Here is a 25,441-nt window from a genome sequence, read left to right as displayed (position 1 = left end):
TCTCGTCTCTCGGGGACTCCACGAAACCGTGCGGAGACACTCGGGCGCAGTGCGGCAGGGGCGAGACCCGGGGTATGGCCGGCCCTACCCCCTGACCCCTCCCTGGACCCATGGCTCCGCCCCCGGCCGCCCTTCTACGGTGATTCCCATGCACCCTCGGAATGTGTGGCAGGCCATGTCCCGGCCGGGCTTCCTGCTGTCGGCGTGGCCCTGGCGCTCGACGGGCTATCTGCTGACCGGCGCGGTCGTCGGAGTGCCGACTCTGGTCGGCCTGGTGACGCTGGCGGTCGTCGGCGGGGCGCTGGCCGTCGTTCTCGTCGGGCTGCCGCTGCTGGTCGTGCTCGCCCTCGTCGGACTGCCGGTCGCCTGGGTCGAGCGGCGCAGGCTGGCTCTGGTGGACCGGGACCCGGCGCCCGACCCGCACCGGGCACCGGCCGCCGAGGGGCTGGTGCCGTGGCTCAGGACGCGGCTGAAGGAGCAGGTCACCTGGCGCGAACTCGCGTACACCGTGCTGTTCGCGGGCCTCCTGTGGCCGCTGGACGCGCTCGTGTTCACGGTCGCGCTGCTCTTCCCGGTCTCCATGGCCGCCGCCCCGCTGGTCATGGCCACGATCGGCGAGGGCCGCGAGACGAAAATCCTCAAGCAGTGGACGGTCACCACCTGGCCGACGGCGTTCGGGGTCGCCGTCCTCGGACTGCTGCTGCTCGCTCTCGGCGCCTACGTCCTCGGGGCCGCGGCCGGCGCCCGCGCCGCACTGACCCGGCTGCTGATCGCCGACCGGGACGGCGACCTGGGCGCGAGGGTCGTCGAACTGAGCCGTTCGCGCGTGCGGTTGGTGGACGCCTTCGAGGCGGAACGCCGCCGCATCGAACGCGACCTGCACGACGGCGCCCAACAGCGCCTGGTCGCCCTGACGATGACGCTCGGCCTGGCCCGCCTCGACGCCCCGCCGGGACCGCTCGCCGACCAGCTCGCCAAGGCCCACGACGAGGCCGGCAAGGCCCTCGCCGAACTGCGCGAACTCATCCACGGCATCCACCCGAAGGTGCTGGCGGACTACGGCCTCGGAGCCGCCGTCGCCGACGCCGCGGACCGTTCCGTGGTCCCCGTCGACGTGGGCCTCTCCCTTCCGGGCCGCTTCGACCAGGCGGTGGAGGCGGCCGCGTACTTCGTGGTCTGCGAGGCCCTCGCCAACATCGCCAAGCACAGCGGGGCGGACCGCGCGCAGGTGCGCGGCGGGCATGCGGACGGCCGGCTGGTGCTCGAGGTGCGGGACGACGGCCGCGGCGGCGCCGACGCCTCCGGGGGCAGCGGACTGACCGGACTCGCGGACCGGGTGTCGGTCCTGGATGGCAGACTCTCCCTGTCCAGCCCGCCGGGTGGGCCGACCCTGCTGCGTGTGGAGTTCCCTTGCGAGGCGACCGAGTTGAGCGAGGCGGCCGATCGCTTCGCGTAGTCCTGGCCGAGGACAGTGTGCTGCTGCGCGAGGGCCTCACAGGTCTGCTCGGCCGCTGCGGCCACGAGGTCGTCGCGGCCGTCGGTGACGCGCAGGCGCTCATCGCGGCGGTCGAGGAGCACGGCCCGGACATCGTCGTCACCGACGTCCGTATGCCGCCCGGCTTCCAGGACGAGGGTCTGCACGCGGCGGTCCTCCTCCGTGAGAAGCGCCCCGCCCTGCCGGTGCTGGTGCTCAGCCAGTACGTGCAGCGGACCTACGCCGCCGAACTCCTCGACTCCGGCGACGGCACGGGCGTCGGCTACCTGCTCAAGGACCGGGTGGGCCAGGTCGAGGAGTTCGTCGACGCGCTGTCCGAGGTGGCCGAGGGCGGCACGGTCGTGGACCCCGAGGTCGTACGGCAACTGCTGCGCCGTCGCCGCGATCCGCTGGAGCGGCTCACCCCACGCGAGCGGGAGGTGCTGGCGCTGATCGCGGAGGGCAAGTCCAACGGGGCGATCGCGCGGGAGCTGGTCGTGTCGGAGGCGGCGGTGGGCAAGCACATCGGGGGGATCCTGACGAAGCTGGACCTGCCGCCTGCGGACGAGACCCATCGACGGGTGCTGGCGGTGCTCGCGTATCTGCGGGCGTGACGTCGCCTGCGGCGCTCGGGACGGGGTGACCTCACGCTGTGGCTGTGGGCGCCGGTTGTCCACAGCTGTGGAGTTGTCCACAGGGTCTGACGCGTTTCGGCTGGTGGTTGTACGGTCTGCACGAGTTGATGTTGTTGACGCGCGGACCGGACACCCGGCCGGCGTGGAGCGAGGTGCGGGGGAGGCGGTCGGTGTGTCCGAGGCCGGTGTGGAGGCGAAGGCCGGGATGCCGGCGGAGTCCGTCGGGGGCTCGGCACGGCGGCCCGTCGTGCCCGGCTTCGCCCGTTGGCCCGTCGAGGACTCGCATGAGGACTCGCCCAAGAAGCAGGGCAAGGCCCTGCGCCAGAGCGTCCCGCGCAGCGCCCATGGCGCGCTCGACCTCGACATCTCCCGACCCGGCGCGGTGAGCGCGGTCGAGGAGTCGAGCCGCGGCCGCATCCCCGAGCTCGCACCGCTGCGGGTGGGCCGGATGGCGGCCACGCCGTTCGCCTTCCTGCGCGGCGCCGCGGGTCTGATGGCGTACGACCTCGCCCGCACCCCCATGACCCGGATCCGCGCCCAGATCTGCGGCGACGCGCACGCGGCCAACTTCGGCCTGTACGGCGACGCCCGCGGTGACCTGGTCATCGACCTGAACGACTTCGACGAGACGGTGTACGGCCCCTGGGAGTGGGATCTCAAGCGGCTCGCCGCCTCCCTGGTCCTCGCGGGCCGGGAGATCGGCGCCGACGAGGTCACCTGCCGCGCGGCGGCGCACGGCGCGGTGGGCGCGTACCGGCGCACCATGCGGCTGCTGGCCAAGCTCCCGGTGCTGGACGCGTGGAACGCGATCGCCGACGAGGAGCTCGTCTCGCACACGGACGCCCACGACCTGGTCGGCACCCTTGAACGGGTCTCGGAGAAGGCGCGGGCCAACACCAGCGGGCGTTTCGCGGCGAAGTCGACGGAGCCCACCGAGGACGGCGGCCGCCGCTTCGTGGACGCCCCGCCCGTGCTGCGCCGGGTGCCCGACGCGGAGGCCGCGGCGGTCGCCGCCTCCCTGGAGCACTACCTGGGCACACTCTCCGAGGACCGGCTGCCGCTGCTGGCCCGCCACGCGGTGCACGACGTGGCGTTCCGCGTGGTCGGCACGGGCAGCGTGGGCACCCGCTCCTACGTCGTCCTGCTGTTGGACCACCGCGGCGAACCGCTGGTCCTCCAGGTCAAGGAGGCGCGGGCCTCCGCTCTGCTGCCGCACCTGGTCACCGCGGGCTTCGAGGTGCCGTCCGTGGATCACGAGGGCCGCCGGGTCGTCCTGGGCCAGAAGCGGATGCAGGTCGTCAGCGACATCCTGCTGGGCTGGACGACCGTCGAGGGCCGCCCCTTCCAGGTCCGCCAGTTCCGCAACCGCAAGGGCAGCGTCGACCCCACCGCGCTCTCCGCCGACCAGATAGACGACTACGGCCGCATGACCGGCGCCCTCCTGGCCCGCGCCCACTCCCACAGCGCCGACCCGCGCCTCGTCTCCGGCTACTGCGGCAAGAACGACGAACTCGACGAGGCGATCGCCACCTTCGCCGTGACCTACGCGGACCGCACGGAAGCGGATCACGGGGAGCTGGTGGCGGGGATCAGGGCGGGGAGGGTGGCGGCGGAGACGGGGGTGTGAGGAGGCGGGGGTGTGAGGAGACGGGGGCTTTTTGCCGGCGTGGCTGCACTCACCCGAAGAGGGCGCGGGGCTGTGCCGATATGCGGCTCCGCCGCGTGGGCGCGACCAGCCGCACTGAGCCTGTACCCGACCCGGCACCCAGGATGGCGCCTGCCCCACACCGACACAGTTACGCTGTTCGGATGACGTCCCCGGAAACCGACGGCACAGCCGCCGCAGGCGCAGGCACCGCGCGGCTGGAGCAGGCCGTGCGGGCCGCGGAGCAGGCGCTCATCGAGTACGAGATCGCGGTGGAGACCTTCCGCATCGAGGTGGAGAACTTCTCCCGCCTGCACCACCAGCGGCTCGGCCCCATGTACACCCGCCTCGACGAGCTGGACGCGCAGATCGCCGAGGCCCGGGCCGCCCGCACCGGCGACCCCGAGGACCTGCGCAAGGCGGACGAGGCCCGCGCCCGGGTGATGCCGATGCCCGGCGTGGAGGAGCTGTTCCACGGCTGGATGGACGGCGAGGGCCTGTTCCCGGAGGCCGCCGCGATGCTCACCGACCAGCCGGTGCGGCCCCCGCAGCGGGTCCGCCCCAGCGACGAGGCCCGCAAGCTCTACCGTGAGCTCGCCCGCAAGGCCCACCCGGACCTCGCGCAGGACGACACCGAGCGGGCGCGGCGCGAGGAGTTCATCACCCGGGTCAACGCGGCCTACTCCCGCGGTGACGAGGCACTCCTGCACGAACTGTCCGAGGAATGGGCCGCCGGGCCGAAGCCCCCGGAGCCGGGCCCCACCCCCAGCGAGGAGCTCTACGCCCGTCTCGAATGGCTCGCCCGGCGCAAGGAGCTGCTCTCCGTTGTCGCGCGGGAGCTGGAGGAGGGCGCGATCGGCTCGATGCTCCGGATGGCTCCGGACGACCCGGACCGCCTCCTGGAGGAGATCGCGGAGAAGCTGCTCGCCGATGTCTCCGCGCGCGAGGCGGAACTCGCTCAGCTGCTCGCCCAGGAGTGACCTGCCGTCCCCTCACGGGCGTCGGGTAGCGTCGGGCCCATGAACTTCGGTGCTGGTGTGCCCACGGTCCAGGTGACAGACCTCAAGGACGACGACTTCCTGCTGGATGTCCGCGAGGACGACGAGTGGCAGGCGGGTCACGCCGAAGGGGCGCTGCACATCCCCATCAGTGAGTTCGTGGCGCGCTACGGCGAGCTGACCGAGGCCGCGCCGCAGGACGGCCGCGTCCATGTGATCTGCCGCTCCGGCGGACGCTCGGCCCAGGTCACGATGTACCTGGCCCAGCAGGGCATCGACGCCGCGAACGTCGACGGTGGCATGCAGCTGTGGGCCGAGGTGGGCCGCCCCGTGGTGACGGACGACGGCCGACCGGGGTTCGTGCTCTAGCCGCAGGCGGTTCCGGTCCGGCTCGGGTGGCGGGGCTCGGTCCCGGCTCGGGTGGCGGGGCTCAGTCCTCACCGCCGCTCGGGTTCCGGTCGTAACGGCTCGCGCGGCGGGCCAGCTCGCCCGCCGCGAGGGTCGCGGTGGACACCGCGCGCGTCCAGCGCGGGCCGCCCCGTGCCGCCCACCAGACACAGGCACATCCCGCGAGGGTGAGCACGAGGACGCCGGACAGGACGAGCACCATCATGCCCGGCCTCCTTCTGATGTCGGGGTTCCGTCATCCTCTCAGTCGCCGATCAAGCCCTCTTGGTTCCGACTCTTGGTTCCGCCTCACCCCAGGGAATGCGCCGCCAGCAGATCCCCCAGCGCCTCCTCGTGCGCCGCCGCCGGGCCGAGCGACAGCTCCAGGTGTTTGGCCCAGGCGTGGTACCGGTGCAGGGGGTAATCCACGTCGGCGCCGAAGCCGCCGTGCAGATGCTGTGCCGTCTGCACCACCCGCCGTACCCCCTCCGAGGCCCAGATCTTCGCCACCGCGACATCCCCGGAGACCGGCAGTGCGCCCCGCGCCCCCGAGGCGATCCGCCACGCGGCCTGCCAGAGGGTGACCTCCATCGCGCGCAGGTCGATGTAACGGTCGGCGGCCTGCACCGCGACGGCCTGGAACGTGGCGACCGGGAACCCGAACTGCTCCCGCTTGCTGGTGTATTCACTGCTCATCCGCAGCACCCGCTCGCCCAGACCGAGCGCCAGCGCGCAGGTCCCCGTGACGAGCAGCTCCCGCAGCCACTCCCACGCGCCCTCGGTGTCGATCACGTCCCGCGCGGCGAGCCGCACCGACTCCAGCCGCAGCTCACCCAGCCGCTCCCCGCTGGTCGAGAACTGCTCGCCGAGCGCGACCCCGTCATGGAGCCGGGGCACCAGCGCGAGGACGGTCCGGTCGGCGGGCGTGTGCGCGGGTACGACGACGAAGTCCGCGTCGTACGCCCACGGCACCGCCGTCTGCACCCCGTCCAGGATCCAGTCGGTGCCCTCCCCCTCCTCCTGCCGTGCGGTGACAGCGAGTTCGGCCGGGTCGTGTCCGGTGCGGCCGCTCGCGGCGACGGTCAGTACGACCTCCCCTCGCCCTGCCCGCTCCAGCAGCGCCGCCCTCGACTCCGGGCTTCCGTACGCCTGTACGGCCGCCATGGCCGCACTGTTCTCCAGCAGTGGCACCCGGGCCAGCACCTTCGCCGACTCGCGCAGCACCAGGCAGAGCGCGACGGCGTCCAGGCCCGCCCCGCCGTACTCCTCGGCCGTCAGCAGGCTCAGCAGGTCCGCGTCGGCGAGCCTGGACCACAGCGCGCGGTCGAACTCGTCGGCGACGGCACCCGTGGTCAGCGCCGGACTCGGCACCGCGTCCGGGACGACGTCGGCGAACACCCCCCGCGCCGCTTCGGCCGCCGCCTGCTGCTCCTCGCTGAAGGTGAAGTCCACGGTTCCTGTCCTTCCGACGGTCGGCCGATCTGACGGTCCGTCAAGATAGAACAGGTTCTAGAAGAAGGGAACGGGCTGCCGGGGTCCACGTGCCGGGAACCGGAACCCCATACCGACCGATCATTCGGTTCGTGCGATTCCATGATGGGTCGGGCGCCGTAGGGTGTCCACCGCTGTGGAAAACCCGCGGTCGCCGCCTGTGGAAAACGGGGCGGGAGTGAGAACGGCCACGGCGGGACCGGGTCGAAAGGGGCTGTGCGGGGCGGTCGGGCCTGAGTACCGTGCCGGTGCGAGCCGCCGCGGTGAGGCGGGTGCGGCGAGCGGGCACGGGCATCGCGGGCACGGGCATCGGTCACCGGCTTCTGCGGCGCCCGCAGCTGTGCGGCCGTGCGGCCGGAGGACGGACCGGAATCGGGAACGGGGCGGAATGGACGCGTACGACGGAGGCTCGAACGCCCGGCGGCGACCGGACGCTTCGAACGGGCCGGGCGGTGTCCCCGAGTCGGGCGGGTCGGACGGGTCGGAAGGGTTGACGGAGCGGAGTGGCTCGACCGAGTCCGACAACGTGACCGAACCGGAGGTCACCGAGCCGACCGAGCCGCAGAAGGTCCTTCCTCGTCCCGACCGAGAGCCCGCCGATGTGCGGTCGGCTGCCCCCGATGATCCGTACGCCGGGCTCGCAGCCCCTCGCCCCTCCGTCCCGCGCCCTGCCGGCCCCGCCCCTGATCTCGACGCGATACCCCGGACCGCCCCCGGCCCCCGTTCCGGCGTAGCCGCCCTCTCCCTCCGCTATCAAATCGGTGTCGCTCTGGCGCTGGCCGTCGTCGCGGTCGCCGTCTGTGTGCACATCGGGATGGTGTTTCTGTACGTCGCGCCGCCGAACACGGTGACCAAGCAGCACGGCGAGGCGGTCGACGACTGGATCTACCCGGAGTTCGAGCAGAACTGGAAGCTGTTCGCGCCGAACCCGCTGCAGCAGAACATCGCGGTGCAGGTGCGAGCCCGGATCCGCGGCGCCGACGGCGGCAGCCGTACGACCGGGTGGTACGACCTGTCCGCCCAGGACGGCCGGGCCATAGACGGCAACCCGCTGCCCAGCCACACCCAGCAGAACGAGCTGCGTCGCTCCTGGGACCTGTTCGTCGCCACGCACGGCACCGACAACCGTCCGATCGGCCTGCGCGGCACCCTGTCCGAGACCTATCTGCGCCGGATCGTGGTGCTGCGCCTGGAGCGCGAGGACGCGACCGCGCCGGGCGGCGTCCTCGTGAGCGTCCAGGTCCGCTCCAGGACCGCCAACGTGCCACCGCCGAAGTGGAGCGAGGAGAAGGTCTCTGTGCAGCCGGTCTACCGGGAGCTGCCGTGGTGGGCCGTGACGGCGGACGACACCGAGGGGAGCGCCCGGTGAACCGATTCGCTCTCCTGGTGTCGAACGGCATCGCCCGCGTGACCGGGTCCGCCCTCGGCCCCTACCAGACCGCGATGATCCGCATCGGCTTCAGCGCGACCTGGCTGCTGTTCCTGCTGCGCGAGTTCCCGCACCGCCAGGAGCTGTACGGCCCCGACGGCCCGTGGAGCTGGAACCTGGCCGAGCAGCTGATCTCGACCAACGGCGCCTTCACGGCCCTGATGTGGTCGGACAGCCGGTTCTGGTTCGAGACGGTGTACGTGCTCGCCGTTCTGTCGTGCCTCCTGCTGCTGCTCGGCTGGCGCACCCGCACGATGTCCGTGCTCTTCATGGTCGGCGTGCTCTCGCTGCAGAACCGCAGTGTCTTCATGGGCGACGGCGGCGACAACGTCCTGCACCTGATGTGCATCTACCTCGTCTTCACACGCTGCGGCCGAGTCTGGTCGCTGGACGAGCGCCGGGCCACGCGTACGCGGGAGGCACGCGCGCGTGGGGAGCTCGTGGTCGACCGGGTCGGCCCGGCCCTGTGGGGCGTCCTCGGGCTGGTGCTGGTGTCGGCGACGTTCCTGGACAAGCTGGACGGCGACCTCTTCGTCCCGGCGCTTCTGTGGGCCCTGTGGCTGGCGCAGGCCCTGTGGTGGGCGGTCGGACGCTTCGCCCGGTCCGGTCAGCCGCGGATCATGCTCGACGTGATCGCCGACGTCGTCCACAACGGCGCCCTGCTCGTGATCATGGCCGAGGCCTGTCTGATCTACGCGACAGCGGGCTGGTACAAGATCCAGGGCTCCCGCTGGCAGGACGGCACCGCCGTCTACTACCCCCTCCACCTGGAGTCCTTCTCGCCCTGGCCCGCTCTCGCCGACCTGCTGTCGGCCAACGGCGTCATGGTGATGCTGGTGACGTACGGCACGGTCGCCGTGCAGGTCGCCTTTCCGTTCACGCTGTTCAACCGGCGGGTCAAGAACGTCCTGCTGGCGGCGATGATCACTGAGCACGCGGTGATCGCGGTCGTCCTCGGGCTGCCCTTCTTCTCGCTGGCCATGATCGCCGCCGACTCGGTCTTCCTGCCGACGTCGTTCCTGCGCCGGCTCGGCGCCGGAGCCGCACACGCGCGTGCCCGGCTGCGGGCACGGTTCGCGGGCGGGGACGGTCCGGACGCGAGGCTGCCGGGGCAGCGGGCCCCGGAGAACCCCGAGCACACGCACGTAGGCTTCACGGCATGAACGACCCCGTGAGCGCCTGGCACCGGCTCGCCGACACCGCCGTACTGCTCGACGGCTTCCACGCCCTCAAGCACGCCGTGCGCTTCGGGGCGGAGATCCCCGTGGCGGTCGCCGTGGACCGTCCTGCGGTGCTCGGTCTCGCCGACGAGCTGGCACCGGACGTACGGGATCGTCTGGACGCGCTTCTGACGCAGATCCCGGAGTCGTCGTACACGTCCCTCGTGCCGCGCCCGCATCCGACCGCTGTCGCGGCCCTGGCCGTACGACCGTCCCGTACGGTCCACCTCGAGACGCTGGCCCGCACACCGCGTACCGCCCCGGTCGTGGTCCTCGACAATCCGCGCAACCTCGGCAACGCGGGGGCCGTGATCCGGCTGGCCGCCGGTTTCGGGGCGACCGGTGTGGTCACCACCGGCACCCTGGACCCCTGGCATCCGACGGTCGTGCGCGGCGGGGCGGGCCTGCACTTCGCGACCGCCGTGGAGCGGCTCACCGTGGCCGAGCTGCCGTCCGGCCCGGTGTTCGCGCTGGACCCGGAGGGCGACGACATCCGGGCGGTGAAGCTCCCGGACGACGCCGTCCTCGCCTTCGGCTCCGAGCGCAGCGGGCTGTCGCCCGAGCTACGCGCGCGTGCCGATCACCTGGTCGCCCTTCCGATGCGTCCGCAGGTCTCCAGCTACAACCTGGCGACGAGCGTGGCGATGACGCTGTACCACTGGAGCCTCACCGGCTCCTAGGCCTCGCGCCGGACCTCCACCACCCGGAACCGGTTCGCGACGAACGCCCCGTCGGTCAGCGCGGCATTCGCCGCCGGGTTGCCCCCCGACCCGTGGAAGTCGGAGAAGGCGGCCGTCTGGTTGACGTAGACCCCGCCGACCAGGTTCAGCGACAGCTGGGCGGCCTCCTCCAGGCAGACCTCCTGGACGGCCTGCTCGACCTCCTCGTCGGTGGTGTAGGCGCCCACGGTCATCGCGCCCTTCTCGCGAATCGTCCGGCGCAGCAGCTCGACCGCGTCGGAGGCCGAGTCCACCGCCACGGCGAAGGACACCGGCCCGAAGCACTCGCTCATGTAGGCGGCCTCGTTGTCGGGCTTGGCGCCGTCCAGCTTGACGACGACGGGCGTACGGACGACCGCGCCCGGGAACTCGGGGTTGCTGATCTCCCTTGAGGGCAGGGCGACTTCACCCAGCCCCGCCGCTGCCTCCAGGCGGGCCTTGACGTCCGGGTTCACGATCGCGCCCAGCAGCGAGTTCGCGCGCGCGTCGTCGCCGAGCAGGCCGTCGACCGAGCGGGCCAGGTCGGCGACCACCTCGTCGAAGGTCTTGGGACCCTCGTCGGTGCGGATGCCGTCGCGGGGGATCAGGAGGTTCTGCGGGGTCGTGCACATCTGGCCGCTGTACAGGGACAGCGAGAAGGCCAGGTTGGCGAGCATCCCCTTGTAGTTCCCGGCCGATTCCACGAGAACGGAGTTGACGCCGGCCTTCTCGGTGTAGACCTGCGCCTGGCGGGCGTTGGCCTCCAGCCAGTCGCCGAACTCCGTCGAGCCGGTGTAGTCGATGATCCGGATCTCCGGACGCGTGGCCAGGGTCTTCGCGATGCCCTCGCCGGGGCGCTCGGCGGTGAGCGCGACCAGGTTCGGGTCGAAGCCGGCCTCGCGCAGGACGTCCCGCGCCACCTGGACCGTGAGCGCCAGCGGCAGCACCGCGCGCGGGTGCGGCTTCACCAGGACCGCGTTGCCGGTCGCCAGGGAGGCGAACAGGCCCGGATAGCCGTTCCACGTCGGGAAGGTGTTGCAGCCGATGACCAGGCCGATCCCGCGCGGGACGGGCGTGAACTGCTTGGTGAGCGCGAGCGGGTCGCGCTTGCCCTGCGGCTTGGTCCACTCGGCGGTGTCGGGGGTGCGGACCTGCTCCACGTACGCGTACGCCACCGCCTCCAGGCCGCGGTCCTGTGCGTGCGGGCCGCCCGCCTGGAACGCCATCATGAACGCCTGGCCGCTGGTGTGCATGACCGCGTGCGCGAACTCGTGGGTGCGGTCGCTGATCCGCTTGAGGATCTCCAGGCACACCACCGCGCGGATCTCCGCGCCCGCGTCCCGCCAGGCCTTCTGGCCCGCCCTCATCGCGGGCAGCAGCACGTCCACGTCGGCGTGCGGGTACTCGACGCCCAGCTCGATGCCGTACGGCGACACCTCGCCGCCCACGAAGCCGTCGGTGCCGGGCTGGCCGAGGTCGAGGCGGGTGCCCAGGAGGGCGTCGAAGGCGGCCTTGCCCGCCGCCATGTCGAGGCTGCCGTGCTCGCCGTAGGCCTTGGGGTGTTCGGGGTGCGGGGACCAGTACGCACGCGTGCGGATCGCTTCGAGCGCCTGGTCGAGGGTCGGCCGGTGCGCGGCGATCAGCTGGTGGGCGGTCAGTTCGGCGGCCATGCGGGACCAACTCCTCGTCTTTCGAACTCTTCGTCGAGCTCATGACCTGGGCAGAAACCTGGGCAGGAACAGACGGACAGGGCTAGAGTAACCGAACGATCGGTCGGGACAAGGGGGTCCGCCGCATCTGTGGAAAACCCCGTGCGGGAGGATCGCGCACATGACAGCACTCGACCTCAGCAGCCCCGTGGCCGTCGTCGGCACCGGCACCATGGGCCAGGGCATCGCCCAGGTCGCGCTGGTCGCCGGGCACCCCGTGCGGCTGTTCGACGCCGTGCCCGGCCGTGCCCGGGAGGCGGTCGACGCCATCGGCGCCCGCCTCGACCGGCTCGTCGAGAAGGACCGGCTCACCGCCGCCGACCGGGACGCGGCACGCGCCCGCCTGCTGGCCGCCGAGCACCTCACCGACCTCGCGGACTGCACCCTGGTCGTCGAGGCCGTCCTGGAGCGGCTGGACGTCAAGCAGGAACTGTTCCGCGCGCTCGAGGACATCGTCGGCGAGGACGCGCTGCTCGCCACCAACACCTCCTCCCTGTCGGTGACGGCCATCGGCGGCGCCCTGCGCAACCCGGGGCGTTTGGTGGGCCTGCACTTCTTCAACCCCGCGCCGCTGCTGCCCCTCGTCGAAGTCGTCTCCGGGTTCGCCACCGACGTCTCGTCGGCCACGCGCGCGTACGAGACGGCACGCGCGTGGGGCAAGACGCCGGTCGCCTGCGCCGACACCCCCGGCTTCATCGTCAACCGCATCGCGCGGCCCTACTACGCCGAGGCCTTCGCGGTCTACGAGGCCCAGGGCGCCGAACCCGCCACCATCGACGCCGTCCTGCGCGAGTGCGGCGGCTTCAAGATGGGCGCGTTCGAACTGACCGACCTGATCGGGCAGGACGTCAACGAGTCCGTCACGCACTCCGTGTGGCGGGCCTTCTTCCACGACGTGCGCTTCACGCCCTCCCTCGCCCAGCAGCGCCTGGTCGAGTCGGGCCGGCTCGGCCGCAAGAGCGGGCAGGGCTGGTACGACTACACGGACGGCGCCGAGCGCGACGAGCCGCAGACCGCGGAACCGGCCCAGGCGCCCGCGTACGTCGTCGCCGAGGGCGACCTGGGCCCCGCCTCCGAACTGCTCGCCCTGATCCGCGAGGCGGGCATCCCGGTCCGCGAGGACGAGGAGGACCACGGCACCCGGCTGGTCATGCCGAGCGGCGGCCAGCTCGCGCTCGCCGACGGGCAGACCTCGGTGGAGTTCCGGGACGTCGTCTACTTCGACCTCGCGCTGGACTACCGCAGGGCCACCCGGATCGCGCTGTCCGCCTCCCAGGACACCTCGCAGCAGACCCTCGCCGAAGCGGTCGGGCTCTTCCAGGCGCTCGGCAAGGACGTCAGCGTCATCGGGGACGTGCCCGGCATGATCGTCGCGCGTACGGTCGCCCGGATCGTCGACCTCGCCCATGACGCGGTCGCCAAGGGGGTGGCCACCGAGGAGGACATCGACACCGCGATGCGGCTCGGGGTCAACTACCCCCTGGGCCCGTTCGAGTGGAGCCGCAGGCTCGGCCGCAACTGGGCCTACGCGCTCCTCGACGACCTGCACATGCGCGACCCCTCCGGGCGGTACGCGCCCTCGCTCGCGCTGTACCGGCACGCGTACGCCTCCGACAAGCGGGAGGGCAGCACCTCATGACGACCGCCAAGCGCGACACGTACACCCCCGAGACGCTGCTGTCCGTCGCCGTCCAGGTCTTCAACGAGCGCGGCTACGACGGCACCTCCATGGAGCACCTCTCCAAGGCCGCCGGCATCTCCAAGTCGTCGATCTACCACCATGTGACCGGCAAGGAGGAGCTGCTGCGCCGGGCCGTCAGCCGGGCCCTGGACGGCCTCTTCGGCATCCTCGACGAGGAGCACGCGTGCGTGGGCCGCGCCTCCGACCGGCTGGAGTACGTCGTGCGGCGCATGGTCGAGGTCCTGATCACCGACCTGCCGTACGTCACCCTGCTGCTGCGTGTGCGCGGCAACACCGGCACCGAGCGCTGGGCCATGGAGCGCCGCCGCGACTTCGACCACCGGGTCGCCGAGCTCCTGAAGGCGGCGGCCGCGGACGGCGACGTACGCGCTGACGTGGAGGTACGCCTCGCCACCCGCCTGGTCTTCGGCATGATCAACTCCATCGTGGAGTGGTACCGCCCGGACGGCCGCGGCATGAACGAACGCGAGGTGTCGGACGCGGTGGTCCAGTTGATCTTCGGGGGCCTGCGCAGAGCTTCCTGAAGCCGACCCTTGGCTCCGGGGCTCCTGACCTCAGCCCTGCGGCTCCAGATCCTCCTCCTCGAAGACCAGCAGGGTGCGGGTGCTCAGCACCTCCGGGATCGCCTGGAGGCGGGTGAGGACCAGTTCGCGCAGGGATCTGTTGTCGGGGGTGTGGACGAGGAGCAGGACGTCGAAGTCGCCCCCGACCAGCGCGATGTGCGAAGCGCCGGGCAGCTGGGTGAGCTGTTCGCGGACCGTGCGCCAGGAGTTCTGGACGATCTTCAGGGTGATGTAGGCCGAGGTGCCCTGGCCCGCCCGCTCGTGGTCGACACGGGCGCCGAAGCCCCGGATGACGCCGTCTTCCAGGAGCCGGTTGATACGGGCGTAGGCGTTGGCGCGTGAGACATGGACGCGTTCGGCGACCGACCTTATCGACGCGCGGCCGTCCGCCTGGAGCATCTGGAGGATGTCCTGATCGATGGCGTCTAGGGGGCGTGGGGGTGGGAGGGAGGCACCGCTCTCCGGGCCGTCGGCCATTTGTTCAGGTGCCATGTCCCCCTGCCTCCCTGTCATGGACGTACTGCGTTCATTGGAGGCTGTGGAGAACCGTTTGTCCACAGCCTGAGGGGGCCGGTAGCCAAAATGTGCCGACGACCGAACAATCGGTAGGTGAGGCGCCTCACACCCGTGGCGCGCCCGAAGCCGTCTCCCACGAGGAGGTGCCGTCATGACGGTCATGGAGCAGCGGGGCGCGTATCGGCCGTCGCCGCCGCCCGCCTGGCAGCCCCGAACCGACCCCGCGCCGCTGCTGCCCGACGCCGAGCCCCACCGGGTCCTCGGCACGGCAGCGGCGGCCGGGGCCGACCCGGCCCTGCTGCGCCGCCTGTACGCCGAGCTGGTGCGCGGCCGCCGCTACAACGCGCAGGCCACCGCCCTCACCAAGCAGGGCCGTCTCGCCGTCTACCCCTCCACCACCGGCCAGGAGGCCTGCGAGGTCGCCGCCGCGCTGGCCCTGGAGGACCGCGACTGGCTCTTCCCCAGCTACCGCGACACCCTCGCCGCCGTCGCCAGGGGCCTGGACCCCGTCCAGGCGCTCACCCTGCTGCGCGGCGACTGGCACACCGGTTACGACCCGCGCGAGCACCGCGTCGCCCCCCTGTGCACCCCCCTCGCCACCCAGCTCCCGCACGCCGTCGGCCTCGCCCACGCGGCCCGCCTCAAGGGCGACGACGTGGTCGCGCTCGCCATGGTGGGCGACGGCGGCACCAGCGAGGGCGACTTCCACGAAGCGCTCAACTTCGCCGCCGTCTGGCAGGCTCCGGTGGTCTTCCTGGTCCAGAACAACGGCTTCGCGATCTCCGTCCCGCTCGCCAAGCAGACCGCGGCCCCGTCGCTGGCCCACAAGGCCGTCGGCTACGGCATGCCCGGGCGTCTGGTCGACGGCAACGACGCGGCCGCCGCGCACGAGGTCCTCACCGCCGCCGTACGCCACGCGCGCGCGGGCGGCGGCCCCACCCTGGTGGAGGCGATCACCTACCGCGTGGACGCCCACACCAACGCCGACGACGCGACCCGCTACCGCGGCGACGCCGAGGTCGAGACCTGGCGCGGACACGACCCGATCGCCCTCCTGGAGCACGAACTGACCGAGCGCGGCCTCATCGACGAGGCCGGCATCGAGGCCGTCCGCCAGGACGCCGAGGAGTTCGCCGCCGGGCTGCGCGAGCGCATGAACCAGGACCCGGTCCTCGACCCCATGGACCTGTTCGCCCACGTCTACGCCGAGCCCACCCCGCAACTTCGCGAGCAGCGGGACCGGTTGAGGGCCGAGCTCGCGGCGGAGGGGGAGACCCGATGACCACCGTCGCCCTCAAGCCCGCCACCATGGCGCAGGCCCTCACGCGCGCGCTGCGCGACGCGATGGCGGCGGACCCCACCGTGCACGTCATGGGCGAGGACGTCGGCACCCTCGGCGGTGTCTTCCGCGTCACCGACGGCCTCGCCAAGGAGTTCGGCGAGGACCGCTGCACGGACACCCCGCTCGCCGAGGCGGGAATCCTCGGCACGGCCGTCGGCATGGCGATGTACGGGCTGCGCCCGGTCGTGGAGATGCAGTTCGACGCCTTCGCCTACCCGGCGTTCGAGCAGCTGATCTCGCACGTCTCACGCATGCGCAACCGCACGCGCGGCGCGATGCCGCTCCCGATCACCATCCGGGTCCCCTACGGCGGCGGCATCGGCGGGGTCGAGCACCACAGCGACTCCTCCGAGGCGTACTACATGGCGACTCCGGGGCTCCATGTCGTCACGCCCGCGACTGTCGCCGACGCCTACGGACTGCTGCGCGCCGCCATCGCCTCCGACGACCCGGTCGTCGTCCTGGAGCCCAAGCGGCTGTACTGGTCGAAGGACTCCTGGAACCCGGAGGATCCCCAGAGCGTTGAACCGATCGGCCGCGCGGTGGTGCGGCGCTCGGGCCGGAGCGCCACGCTCATCACGTACGGGCCGTCCGTACCCGTGTGCCTCGAAGCCGCCGAGGCCGCGCGGGAGGAGGGCTGGGACCTCGAAGTCGTCGACCTGCGCTCGCTGGTGCCGTTCGACGACGACACGGTCTCGGCCTCGGTACGGCGGACCGGGCGAGCGGTCGTCGTGCACGAGTCGGGTGGGTTCGGCGGACCGGGCGGGGAGATCGCGGCCCGGGTCACGGAGCGGTGCTTCCATCATCTGGAGGCGCCGGTGCTGCGCGTGGCCGGGTTCGACATCCCCTACCCGCCGCCGATGCTGGAGCGTCACCACCTGCCCGGCGTGGACCGGATCCTGGACGCCGTGGGGCGTCTGCAGTGGGAGGCGGAGAGCTGATGGCCCAGGTGCTGGAGTTCAGGCTGCCGGATCTCGGCGAGGGCCTGACCGGGGCGGAGATCGTCCGCTGGCTGGTGGAGGTCGGCGACGTCGTCGCGGTCGACCAGCCGGTCGTCGAGGTCGAGACGGCCAAGGCGATGGTCGACGTGCCCTGCCCCTACGCCGGCGTGGTCACGGCCCGCTTCGGCGAGGAGGGCAGCGAGCTCCCGGTGGGGTCACCGCTCATCACGGTGGCGGTGGGAGCGGCGTCCTCCGGCGGTTCGACCGAGGCTCCGGACGCCAAGGGTTCGGGCAACGTGCTTGTCGGATACGGCACTTCGGAGCCCCCGGCACGCAGGAGGAGGGTACGTCCAGAGCAGCCGGTGTCGGCATCGGCCGGAGCGGCGAACGGGTCGTCGGGCAGGGCGGAGTCGCTCGACGGGCGGCCGGACGCGGCGGACGCGCCGAGCCGGGCGACCGTGTCAGGCGGGGGCGACGGGCAGGCGGGTGGTCTCGGCGTGGCCGACGGCCCGGTTCCCGTGATCTCCCCGCTCGTCCGTCGACTCGCCCGCGAGAACGGCCTCGACCTCAAGGAGCTCACCGGCTCCGGCCCGGACGGACTGATCCTGCGGGCCGATGTCGAGTACGCCCTGCGGGCCGCCGCCGTACCGACGCGCACAGCGCCCGAACCGGCCACCGCCCCGGCACCAGCCCCTGCGACCACCCCCGCAGGGACCCGTATCCCCCTCAAGGGCGTCCGGGGCGCGGTGGCCGACAAGCTCTCCCGCAGCCGCAGCGAGATCCCCGACGCGACCTGCTGGGTGGACGCCGACGCCACGGAGCTGATGCGGGCGCGAACCGCCATGAACGCCGCCGGGGGACCGAAGATCTCCCTGCTCGCGCTGCTCGCCCGGATCTGCACCGCCGCCCTCGCCCGGTTCCCCGAGCTCAACTCCACCGTGGACATGGCGGCCAGGGAGATCGTGCGGCTCGACGCCGTGCACCTCGGGTTCGCCGCGCAGACCGAGCGGGGTCTGGTCGTGCCGGTGGTGAAGGACGCACACGCGCGCGACGCCGAGTCCCTGTCCGCCGAGTTCGCCCGGCTCACCGAGGCCGCCCGCACCGGCACCCTCACCCCCGCGGAACTCACCGGCGGCACCTTCACGTTGAACAACTACGGCGTGTTCGGCGTCGACGGCTCCACGCCGATCATCAACCACCCCGAGGCGGCCATGCTCGGCGTCGGCCGCATCGTCCCCAAGCCGTGGGTGCACGAGGGCGAGCTGGCGGTGCGCCAGGTGGTCCAGCTCTCGCTCACCTTCGACCACCGGGTCTGCGACGGCGGCACCGCGGGCGGCTTCCTGCGGTACGTGGCGGACTGCGTGGAACAGCCAGCGGTCCTGCTGCGCACCCTGTGACCGCCATGCCGCCCGACCCGCCCAGCGCCCGCGCCGCCGCCCGCACGTTCCCTGTGATCGCCTCGGCCCGCATACTCGGGGGGTGACCGCATACGACGTCGTCGTGCTCGCCGGAGGTGCCGCCCGGCGGCTCGGCGGCGCCGACAAGCCCGGCGTGCGCGTCGGGGGACGCCCGCTGCTCGACCGGGTCCTCGCCGCCTGCGCCGACGCCGACACCACCGTCGTCGTCGCCGCCCCCCGCCCCACCGCCCGCCCGGTGACCTGGGCCCGCGAGGACCCGCCCGGCGGCGGCCCGCTGGCCGCCCTGGACGCCGGCCTCAGGCACACCACCGCGCGGTACGTCCTGGTGCTCTCCGCCGACCTGCCCTTCCTCCAGGAGGCCACCGCACGACTGCTGCTGACCGTGCTGCGCACGGGCGGCGCCGACGGCGTGCTGCTCACCGACGCCGACGGCCGCGACCAGCCGCTGGTGGCCGCGTACCGCGCGCCCTCGCTGCGCCACGAGCTCACCGCACTCACGAAGGAGCACGGCACCCTCACCGGGCTGCCGCTGCGTAGGCTGACCGCCGCGCTCGACCTCACCCGCGTCCCCGACCCCGTCGCGTCCTTCGACTGCGACACCTGGGACGACATCGCCACCGCCAGGGCACGCATCAGGGAGCATGGGCACGTGTTGGATGAATGGATTACCGCAGTCAAGGACGAGCTGGGCATCGACCTCGACGTCGACACCGGCGTACTGCTCGACCTCGCCCGTGACGCCGCGCACGGCGTGGCCAGGCCCGCGGCACCGCTGACCACCTTCCTCGTCGGCTATGCGGCCGCACAGGCGGGCGGCGGACCCGAGGCGGTCGCCGAAGCCTCCCGCAAGGCCGCCGCCCTGGCCCTGCGCTGGGCCGACGAGAACGCCGAGGACGCCGCGGACAGCGGCGGTGCGTCCGACGGGCCCGCCGACACCCGCCCGGACGCCGGATGACGGCCCGGTCCCTGCGCAGCGACGAGAACGCCGGGCGGACCGAGGACGCCGACGAACTCGACGTCGAGGAGGCGCTGGCCCTCGTGAGGGACGACAACGGCAGCACCCACCAGGGCGGCCACCGCCCTCCCGCGCCCCCACCTCAGGGCTCCGGCCCGGCAGCCCGGCGGGACGCCCACCACAAGGCCACCCCCTGGCCCGAGGCCCGCGCGAGCGCCGCCCGAGCCGCCCGCGCGGTCAACCGGAGCGCCCACCGGGCCCCCGTCTCCGTACGGCTCGACGACGCCCTCGGTCTCACCCTGGCCGCTCCCCTCGACGCCCTCACCGACCTCCCCTCCTTCGACACCTCGGCCATGGACGGCTGGGCGGTCGCGGGCCCGGGCCCCTGGGCCGTGCGGGACGAGGGGGTGCTGGCCGGGCACGCCGAGCCCGCGCCCCTCACCGACGGAGAGGCGGCCCGGATCGCCACCGGCGCCCGTATCCCCCCGGACACCACCGCCGTCCTGCGCAGCGAGCACGGACAGACCGACGAGAAGGGCCGGCTGCACGCCACGCGAGAGGTGGTGCCCGGTCAGGACATCCGCCCGCGCGGTCAGGAGTGCCGCAGTGGCGACCAGCTCCTGCCGCCCGGCACCCTGGTCACCCCGGCCGTCCTCGGACTCGCCGCGGCCGCCGGATACGACACCCTCGCCGCCGTCCCCCGCCCCCGAGTCGACGTCCTCGTCCTCGGCGACGAGCTGCTCACCGAGGGCACCCCGAGGGGCGGCCTGATCCGGGACGCGCTCGGCCCGATGCTGCCGCCCTGGCTGCGCGCGCTCGGCGCCGAGGTCACCGCCGTACGCCGGTTGGGCGACTCCGCCGAGGCCCTGCACAAGGCGGTCACCACCTCCCAGGCCGAGGTGATCGTCACGACCGGCGGCACCGCGTCCGGACCCGTCGACCACGTCCACCCCACGCTCCAGCGCATCGGCGCCGAACTCCTCGTCGACGGCGTCAAGGTGCGCCCCGGCCACCCCATGCTGCTGGCCCGCACCAAGGAGAACCAGCACCTCGTCGGTCTGCCGGGCAACCCCCTGGCCGCCGTCTCCGGCCTGCTCACGCTCGCCGAGCCACTGCTGCGCACCCTGGCCGCACGCCCGGCCCCGGAGCCGTACACGCTGCCTCTGCGGGACGAGGCGCACGGTCACCCGTACGACACCCGGCTCGTCCCGGTCGTCCTGCGTGGCGACAGCGCGATCCCGCTGCACTACAACGGCCCGGCGATGCTGCGGGGCATCGCGGCCGCCGACGCCCTCGCCGTCGTACCGCCCGGGGGCTCCCGGCCGGGGCAGGAGGCTGAACTGCTCGATCTGCCCTGGGCGTCCGCCGGAATCGGGGTGTGTTTCACGTGAAACTTCCGGGCCATGACGCGATCGCCCGCCAGGCGGACGAGCATCTCGTGACCCACAAGGTGAAGTTGCCTCGGAAGGTGGTGGAGCATCCGTTCCGCCAGGTCGCCAGGCGGGTGCTGATGGCCCTGCTGGTCCTCACGGCGACCGCCCTGATCGTCTACTTCGACCGCGACGGCTACAACGACAACTCCGACAAGTCCGTCGACTTCCTCGATTCCTGGTACTACGCGACCGTCACCCTCTCCACCACCGGATACGGCGACATCACCCCGGTCAGTGACGCCGCCCGGCTCACCAACATCTTCGTCATCACGCCCCTGCGCGTGCTGTTCCTGATCATCCTGGTCGGCACGACGCTCGAAGTTCTCACCGAACGCACCCGGGAGGAATGGCGACTCAACCGCTGGAGGTCCACCTTGCGCGACCACACCGTCGTCATCGGCTTCGGCACCAAGGGCCGGTCGGCGATCCAGACCGTCTGTGCGACGGGACTGAAGAAGGAACAGGTCGTGGTGGTCGATCCGAGCAGCAAGGCGATCGACGCCGCGACCGCCGACGGCTATACGGGGATCATCGGGGACGCCACACGCAGTGAGGTGCTCAAGCGCGCCGAGGTGCACAGGGCGCGGAAGGTCATCATCGCGACCCAGCGCGACGACACGGCGGTCCTTGTGACGCTGACCGCCCGGCAGCTCAACAAGGGCGCCAAGATCGTGGCCGCCGTGCGCGAGGAGGAGAACGCGCCGCTGCTCAAGCAGTCCGGCGCCGATGCCGTCATCACCAGCGCCAGCGCGGCCGGCCGGCTCCTCGGTCTTTCGGTGCTCAGCCCCGCCGCCGGCATGGTGATGGAGGACCTCATCCAGCAGGGCAGCGGGCTCGACCTCGTCGAACGCCCGGTCATAAAGGCCGAGGTGGGACGGAAGCCGAGGGAGACGGACGACCTGGTGGTGAGCGTCCTGCGCGGGCACCGGGTGCTCGGCTACGACGATCCGGCCATCGGGACGCTGGAACTGACGGACCGGCTGATCACCATCGTGCGGGCGACGCCGGGCACCCAGGTGGCACCCGACGCCCGCCCGCTTCCCCCGATGCCCTCGCAGTGATCACTTGCGGTTGTAGAGCCGCATCGTGACCGGCCCGAAGACCGCGACGAACAGGCCCGCCCACCCCAGCGACCAGGCGATCTCGTCGGCGGGCCAGCCGCCCGCCATCAGCTCGCGCACCGCCGAGGACAGATGGGTGATCGGGCTGTTGTTGACGAAGGCCTGGAGCCAGCCAGGCATGGTCCTCGGGTCCACGAAGATGTTGGACAGGAAGGTCAGCGGGAACATCACCATCATGCTGACGCCCATCACCGACTTCTCGGTGCGCAGCAGCAGCCCGAACATCGTCCAGATCCACGAGAACGCGAACGAGAAGACGACCAGGAGCGCGACCCCGGCGAGTACGCCGCCGACCCCGCCGTCCGGGCGGTAGCCGAGGATCAGGCCGACGGTGAGCATCACCACGGACGCGATCGTGTAGCGCAGGGCGTCACCGAGCAGATAGCCGACCATCGTCGACGGCCGCCAGATGGGCAGCGTCCGGAAGCGGTCGAAGACACCCTTCTCGATGTCGATGTTCACCGAGATGCCCGTGTACATCGTGATCATCACGACCGACATCACCATGATGCCGGGCAGCAGGAACTGGATGTACTCCTTCGGGGACCCGGCCAGGGCGCCCCCGAACAGGTACGTGTACATCAGCACCATCATGATCGGGAACGCGGTGACGTCGAAGAGCTGCTCCGGCACGTGCTTGATCTTGAGGATGGCCCGCCAGCCGAAGGTGAGGGAGGCCGAGAAGGCGCTCGGGCGCGGCGGCCGCTCCCCGGCGACGAGCAGCGCGGCCAGCGACTCGGCACTGACAGGGGCGAGGTCCTTGGCCTCGGTCTGCGTCACGGTGCTCATGCCGCCGCCTCCTCGGTCTCGTGGGTGGGATGTCCGGTGAGGGCGAGGAACACCTCGTCCAGGCTGGGCTGGCCCAGCGAGAAGTTGTCGACGGTGATGCCCGCGCGTGCCAGTTCGGCGAGGGCTCGGGAGGCCTGCTCGGCGGCCGTGTCACTGGCCGCCGAACCGAGCCGGGCCGTCAGCGCGACCGAGTCCGGTTCCAGCTGCACCTGCGCTTCCAGGGACCGTCGCAGGATCTCCGCCGCCTCGGGCCGCTGTCCGCCGTCCCTGAGACGCAGATGTACGGTTCCGGCGCCCACGGAGGCCTTCAGCTCGCCCTTGGTGCCCTCGGCGATCACCCGGCCGTGGTCGATGACGGCGATCCGGGAGGCCAGCTGATCGGCCTCGTCCAGGTACTGCGTGGTCAGCAGCACGGTGGTGCCCTGGGCGACGACCGCGCGCACGATGTCCCAGACCTGGTTGCGGGAGCGCGGGTCGAGGCCGGTGGTCGGCTCGTCCAGGAAGAGGAGCTCGGGGGTGTTGAGGATGGACGCGGCGATGTCGATACGGCGCCGCATGCCGCCCGAGTAGTGCTTGACCTGCTTTCCGGCGGCCTCCGTGAGTCCGAAGGCCTCCAGGAGCTGTCCGGCACGCTCGCGTGCGGCCTTCTTGTGGTGGCCGAGGAGGCGGCCCAGCAGGACCAGGTTCTCGGTGCCGGTGAGGTCCTCGTCGACGGAGGCGTACTGGCCGGTGAGGCTGACCCGGCCGCGGACCTCGTCGGCCTCGCGGACGACGTCGTGGCCGAAGACGTGGGCCTCGCCGCCGTCGGGTCGCAGGAGGGTGGCGAGCATCTTCACGGTGGTGGTCTTGCCGGCGCCGTTCGGGCCGAGGACGCCGTAGACCGTGCCGGCCGGCACCGCGAGGTCGACCCCGTCGACCGCCCTGGTCTCGCCGAACGTCTTGACCAGGCCCGCCGTCTCGATGGCCAGGCCTGACGTGTGCTGGCTCATGGGTGGGTTTCCTTCCGCGTACTTGGGTTACGCATGGGGAGACCTTTACCGTCGCGCAAACTCATCGGTCGTGCACGGGGTTTTCGGCAGGACCGGTCCAAGGACGGAGAGATCTGCGACCTGAGACCGAGGAGTAGCGTCGGGCCCATGTATGCGATCACGATTCCCGAACCCGGTGGGCCCGAGGCGCTGGTCTGGAGCGAGGTGCCGGATGCCGTGGCCGGTGAGGGCGAGGTGCTGGTCGAGGTGGTGGCCGGGGCCGTCAACCGCGCCGACATCCTGCAACGGCAGGGCTTCTACAACCCGCCGCCCGGCTCCTCCCCCTACCCCGGCCTGGAGTGCTCCGGGCGGATTGCCGCGGTCGGCCCCGGGGTCTCCGGCTGGGCCGTCGGCGACGAGGTGTGCGCGCTGCTCGCGGGCGGCGGCTACGCCGAGAAGGTCGCCGTGCCGGCCGGGCAGCTGCTGCCCGTGCCCAAGGGCCTCGACGCGCGTCGGGCGGCCGCGCTGCCCGAGGTGGTCTGCACGGTCTGGTCGAACGTCTTCATGATCGCCCACCTGCGCCCCGGCGAGACCCTCCTCGTGCACGGCGGCTCCAGCGGCATCGGCACGATGGCGATCCAGCTCGCCAAGGCTGTCGGCGCGAAGGTCGCCGTGACCGCGGGCACCCGCGAGAAGCTGGACCGCTGTGCCGAGCTGGGGGCGGACATCCTGATCAACTACCGCGAGCAGGACTTCGTCGAGGAGCTGGCGAAGGCCACCGACGGGGCGGGCGCCGACGTCATCCTCGACAACATGGGCGCGAAGTACCTGGACCGCAACGTGAAGGCGCTCGCCGTCAACGGGCGGCTCGCGATCATCGGCATGCAGGGCGGCATCAGGGGCGAGCTGAACATCGCCACGCTGCTGAACAAGCGGGCCGCGATCAGCGCGACCTCGCTGCGGGCGCGACCGCCGGCCGAGAAGACGGCGATCGTGGCGGCCGTGCGCGAGCATGTGTGGCCCCTGCTGGACGCCGGGCACGTGCGTCCCGTCGTCGACCGCGAACTGCCGATGAGCGAGGCCGCGGCCGCGCACCGGGTGGTCGAGGAGAGCGGCCACATCGGCAAGGTCCTGCTGGTCACGGTGTGAGTCCGGTGCGGTTGGGCCGGTCGGTCCTAGCCGCGTCGTATCCGCAGCGCGAACAGGCCGATCCCCAGGCCCAGCCCGACCAGCACCAGGCCGGTGCCGAGCGGCAGGATGAACACTCTGGGGCTCGCCACTGGGCGCTCCGCGGACTGCCCCGCGGGCTGCTTCGCAGGTCGTGACGGCGGTGCTACGGCGGTCTCCCGGGGCGGATCCGATACGGCGGCGAGGTCGCCGTCGTCGTGGCCGTCGCCGGCGCCGGACGGGTCGGCACCGGCGGCATCCGTCTCCTCCGGTTTCTCACGGCGCCCCGGCCGCTCCCGTCCCTCACCGGCCCGGCTCCCGGCCCGGGAGGGCGTGGCGGCGGACGGGGTGGGGGCGAGGGAGGCCGACGGGGAGGCCCGGAGCGGCCCATGCGGTGGCGAGGAGTTCACGGGAGCGCCGGACGGCCGGAAGGGTGAGGACGCTCCGGCGGTGGCCTCCGGTCCACGGGCCGGCATCGACGCCGATGCCGACCTGGGTCCCGGCGCCGGATCTGGCGGACGTCCGGAAGGGGAGGAGGCACGGGTCAGGGATCCGCTGCGCCGAACCGGCTCTGCGCCGTACGCCGACCCGTTGCCGTGACTCTGCTGCGTGCCGTACCCCCGACCGCCGCCGTAGCCCTGCTCTACCCCGTAGCACCAGCTCTCCAGCGGTCCGACGGCCGTGCTCGCCACCAGCACCACCGCCAGTACCGTCGCGCGCAGCCAGGGAGTCACGGAACAAGACTGGCATTTCATGGAGATCCCGGCATTCCGGGTGGTGCCCTGGTGTTGATCTGCTCTGTGAACGGTGGATCAGCACACACCGGGGGCACCCCACTGA

Annotated in this window: 24 protein-coding genes; 17 read left to right on the top strand and 7 right to left on the bottom strand. The window is 72.3% G+C overall.

Annotated elements, in window-relative coordinates; genetic code table 11:
• The first annotated feature begins 175 nt into the window (after positions 1-175).
• The 5 genes from AB0D34_RS03625 (at position 176) to AB0D34_RS03605 (ending at position 5,121) form a co-directional block, all read left to right on the top strand.
• The gene (locus AB0D34_RS03625; RefSeq protein ID WP_362656630.1) at positions 176-1,456 is read left to right on the top strand and encodes a sensor domain-containing protein; all 1,281 of its coding nucleotides are present in this window, start codon (positions 176-178) and stop codon (positions 1,454-1,456) included.
• Positions 1,457-1,473: 17 nt separating this feature from the next.
• Positions 1,474-2,088, top strand: a complete 615-nt coding sequence (locus AB0D34_RS03620) for a response regulator transcription factor (protein ID WP_362655881.1) — start codon at positions 1,474-1,476, stop codon at positions 2,086-2,088.
• A gap of 226 nt (positions 2,089-2,314) precedes the next feature.
• Positions 2,315-3,736, top strand: coding sequence for a DUF2252 domain-containing protein (locus AB0D34_RS03615; RefSeq protein ID WP_362656628.1), 1,422 nt, complete (start codon positions 2,315-2,317; stop codon positions 3,734-3,736).
• A gap of 182 nt (positions 3,737-3,918) precedes the next feature.
• Positions 3,919-4,734 carry a J domain-containing protein gene (locus AB0D34_RS03610; RefSeq protein WP_362655878.1) on the top strand — a complete coding sequence of 272 codons (816 nt, stop codon included), beginning with the start codon at positions 3,919-3,921 and terminating at the stop codon, positions 4,732-4,734.
• Positions 4,735-4,791: 57 nt separating this feature from the next.
• Complete coding sequence (locus tag AB0D34_RS03605; protein ID WP_362656625.1) at positions 4,792-5,121, top strand: rhodanese-like domain-containing protein; 330 nt, start codon at positions 4,792-4,794, stop codon at positions 5,119-5,121.
• Positions 5,122-5,182: 61 nt separating this feature from the next.
• Here the strand turns inward: AB0D34_RS03605 and AB0D34_RS03600 are convergent, their stop codons facing one another.
• Positions 5,183-5,365: a hypothetical protein gene (locus AB0D34_RS03600; RefSeq protein WP_362655875.1), complete on the bottom strand. Its 183-nt coding sequence runs from the start codon at positions 5,363-5,365 to the stop codon at positions 5,183-5,185.
• An 83-nt stretch (positions 5,366-5,448) separates the two neighbouring features.
• Positions 5,449-6,591 carry an acyl-CoA dehydrogenase family protein gene (locus tag AB0D34_RS03595; RefSeq protein ID WP_362655872.1) on the bottom strand — a complete coding sequence of 381 codons (1,143 nt, stop codon included), beginning with the start codon at positions 6,589-6,591 and terminating at the stop codon, positions 5,449-5,451.
• Positions 6,592-7,018: 427 nt separating this feature from the next.
• Between AB0D34_RS03595 and AB0D34_RS03590 the strand changes: the two genes are divergently transcribed.
• From AB0D34_RS03590 to AB0D34_RS03580, 3 genes are read left to right on the top strand one after another with little or no spacing between them, the layout of a single operon-like run.
• Positions 7,019-7,999 carry a DUF5819 family protein gene (locus tag AB0D34_RS03590; RefSeq protein ID WP_362655869.1) on the top strand — a complete coding sequence of 327 codons (981 nt, stop codon included), beginning with the start codon at positions 7,019-7,021 and terminating at the stop codon, positions 7,997-7,999.
• The gene (locus AB0D34_RS03585) at positions 7,996-9,222 is read left to right on the top strand and encodes an HTTM domain-containing protein (protein ID WP_362655866.1); all 1,227 of its coding nucleotides are present in this window, start codon (positions 7,996-7,998) and stop codon (positions 9,220-9,222) included. The genes AB0D34_RS03590 and AB0D34_RS03585 overlap by 4 nt, the downstream gene beginning before the upstream one ends.
• Positions 9,219-9,959, top strand: coding sequence for a TrmH family RNA methyltransferase (locus AB0D34_RS03580; protein WP_362655863.1), 741 nt, complete (start codon positions 9,219-9,221; stop codon positions 9,957-9,959). The genes AB0D34_RS03585 and AB0D34_RS03580 overlap by 4 nt, the downstream gene beginning before the upstream one ends.
• Here the strand turns inward: AB0D34_RS03580 and paaN are convergent.
• Positions 9,956-11,647: a phenylacetic acid degradation protein PaaN gene (gene paaN, locus AB0D34_RS03575; RefSeq protein WP_362655860.1), complete on the bottom strand. Its 1,692-nt coding sequence runs from the start codon at positions 11,645-11,647 to the stop codon at positions 9,956-9,958. The genes AB0D34_RS03580 and paaN overlap by 4 nt on opposite strands.
• A gap of 160 nt (positions 11,648-11,807) precedes the next feature.
• On the opposite strand from paaN, the gene AB0D34_RS03570 reads away from it, so the two are divergent.
• Entirely contained in the window at positions 11,808-13,325 is a 1,518-nt protein-coding gene (locus AB0D34_RS03570) for a 3-hydroxyacyl-CoA dehydrogenase (protein WP_362655857.1), read from the top strand.
• Positions 13,322-13,912, top strand: a complete 591-nt coding sequence (locus AB0D34_RS03565; protein WP_362655855.1) for a TetR/AcrR family transcriptional regulator — start codon at positions 13,322-13,324, stop codon at positions 13,910-13,912. Before AB0D34_RS03570 ends, AB0D34_RS03565 begins: the two co-directional genes overlap by 4 nt.
• A gap of 30 nt (positions 13,913-13,942) precedes the next feature.
• Here the strand turns inward: AB0D34_RS03565 and AB0D34_RS03560 are convergent, their stop codons facing one another.
• Complete coding sequence (locus AB0D34_RS03560; protein ID WP_362656623.1) at positions 13,943-14,428, bottom strand: Lrp/AsnC family transcriptional regulator; 486 nt, start codon at positions 14,426-14,428, stop codon at positions 13,943-13,945.
• 190 nt (positions 14,429-14,618) lie between these two features.
• Here AB0D34_RS03560 and pdhA point away from each other — a divergent pair, with 190 nt between their 5' ends.
• From pdhA to AB0D34_RS03530, 6 genes are all read left to right on the top strand, one after another.
• The gene (gene pdhA, locus AB0D34_RS03555) at positions 14,619-15,749 is read left to right on the top strand and encodes a pyruvate dehydrogenase (acetyl-transferring) E1 component subunit alpha (RefSeq protein WP_362655853.1); all 1,131 of its coding nucleotides are present in this window, start codon (positions 14,619-14,621) and stop codon (positions 15,747-15,749) included.
• Complete coding sequence (locus tag AB0D34_RS03550) at positions 15,746-16,750, top strand: alpha-ketoacid dehydrogenase subunit beta (RefSeq protein ID WP_362655850.1); 1,005 nt, start codon at positions 15,746-15,748, stop codon at positions 16,748-16,750. Before pdhA ends, AB0D34_RS03550 begins: the two co-directional genes overlap by 4 nt.
• Positions 16,750-18,147, top strand: coding sequence for a dihydrolipoamide acetyltransferase family protein (locus tag AB0D34_RS03545; RefSeq protein ID WP_362655847.1), 1,398 nt, complete (start codon positions 16,750-16,752; stop codon positions 18,145-18,147). The genes AB0D34_RS03550 and AB0D34_RS03545 overlap by 1 nt, the downstream gene beginning before the upstream one ends.
• A gap of 82 nt (positions 18,148-18,229) precedes the next feature.
• The gene (locus tag AB0D34_RS03540) at positions 18,230-19,123 is read left to right on the top strand and encodes an NTP transferase domain-containing protein (protein WP_362655844.1); all 894 of its coding nucleotides are present in this window, start codon (positions 18,230-18,232) and stop codon (positions 19,121-19,123) included.
• On the top strand, positions 19,120-20,514 hold the full coding sequence (locus tag AB0D34_RS03535; protein WP_362655841.1) for a molybdopterin molybdotransferase MoeA: 1,395 nt from the start codon (positions 19,120-19,122) through the stop codon (positions 20,512-20,514). Before AB0D34_RS03540 ends, AB0D34_RS03535 begins: the two co-directional genes overlap by 4 nt.
• Positions 20,502-21,617, top strand: a complete 1,116-nt coding sequence (locus AB0D34_RS03530) for a potassium channel family protein (protein WP_362655838.1) — start codon at positions 20,502-20,504, stop codon at positions 21,615-21,617. Before AB0D34_RS03535 ends, AB0D34_RS03530 begins: the two co-directional genes overlap by 13 nt.
• On the opposite strand, the gene AB0D34_RS03525 is transcribed toward AB0D34_RS03530, so the two are convergent.
• Both AB0D34_RS03525 and AB0D34_RS03520 read right to left on the bottom strand, forming a co-directional pair.
• The gene (locus AB0D34_RS03525) at positions 21,618-22,466 is read right to left on the bottom strand and encodes an ABC transporter permease (protein WP_362655835.1); all 849 of its coding nucleotides are present in this window, start codon (positions 22,464-22,466) and stop codon (positions 21,618-21,620) included.
• Complete coding sequence (locus AB0D34_RS03520; protein WP_362655832.1) at positions 22,463-23,455, bottom strand: ATP-binding cassette domain-containing protein; 993 nt, start codon at positions 23,453-23,455, stop codon at positions 22,463-22,465. The genes AB0D34_RS03525 and AB0D34_RS03520 overlap by 4 nt, the downstream gene beginning before the upstream one ends.
• Positions 23,456-23,602: 147 nt before the next feature.
• Here AB0D34_RS03520 and AB0D34_RS03515 point away from each other — a divergent pair, with 147 nt between their 5' ends.
• Positions 23,603-24,583: an NAD(P)H-quinone oxidoreductase gene (locus tag AB0D34_RS03515; protein ID WP_362655829.1), complete on the top strand. Its 981-nt coding sequence runs from the start codon at positions 23,603-23,605 to the stop codon at positions 24,581-24,583.
• Between the two features lie 26 nt (positions 24,584-24,609).
• Here the strand turns inward: AB0D34_RS03515 and AB0D34_RS03510 are convergent, their stop codons facing one another.
• On the bottom strand, positions 24,610-25,335 hold the full coding sequence (locus AB0D34_RS03510) for a hypothetical protein (protein ID WP_362655826.1): 726 nt from the start codon (positions 25,333-25,335) through the stop codon (positions 24,610-24,612).
• Positions 25,336-25,441: the final 106 nt, after the last annotated feature.

This window comes from Streptomyces sp. NPDC048420 (assembly GCF_040651535.1).
GTDB lineage: Bacteria > Actinomycetota > Actinomycetes > Streptomycetales > Streptomycetaceae > Streptomyces.
Note: the sequence above shows the minus strand (reverse complement) of the source record. Positions and strands in the feature narration are given on the sequence as shown.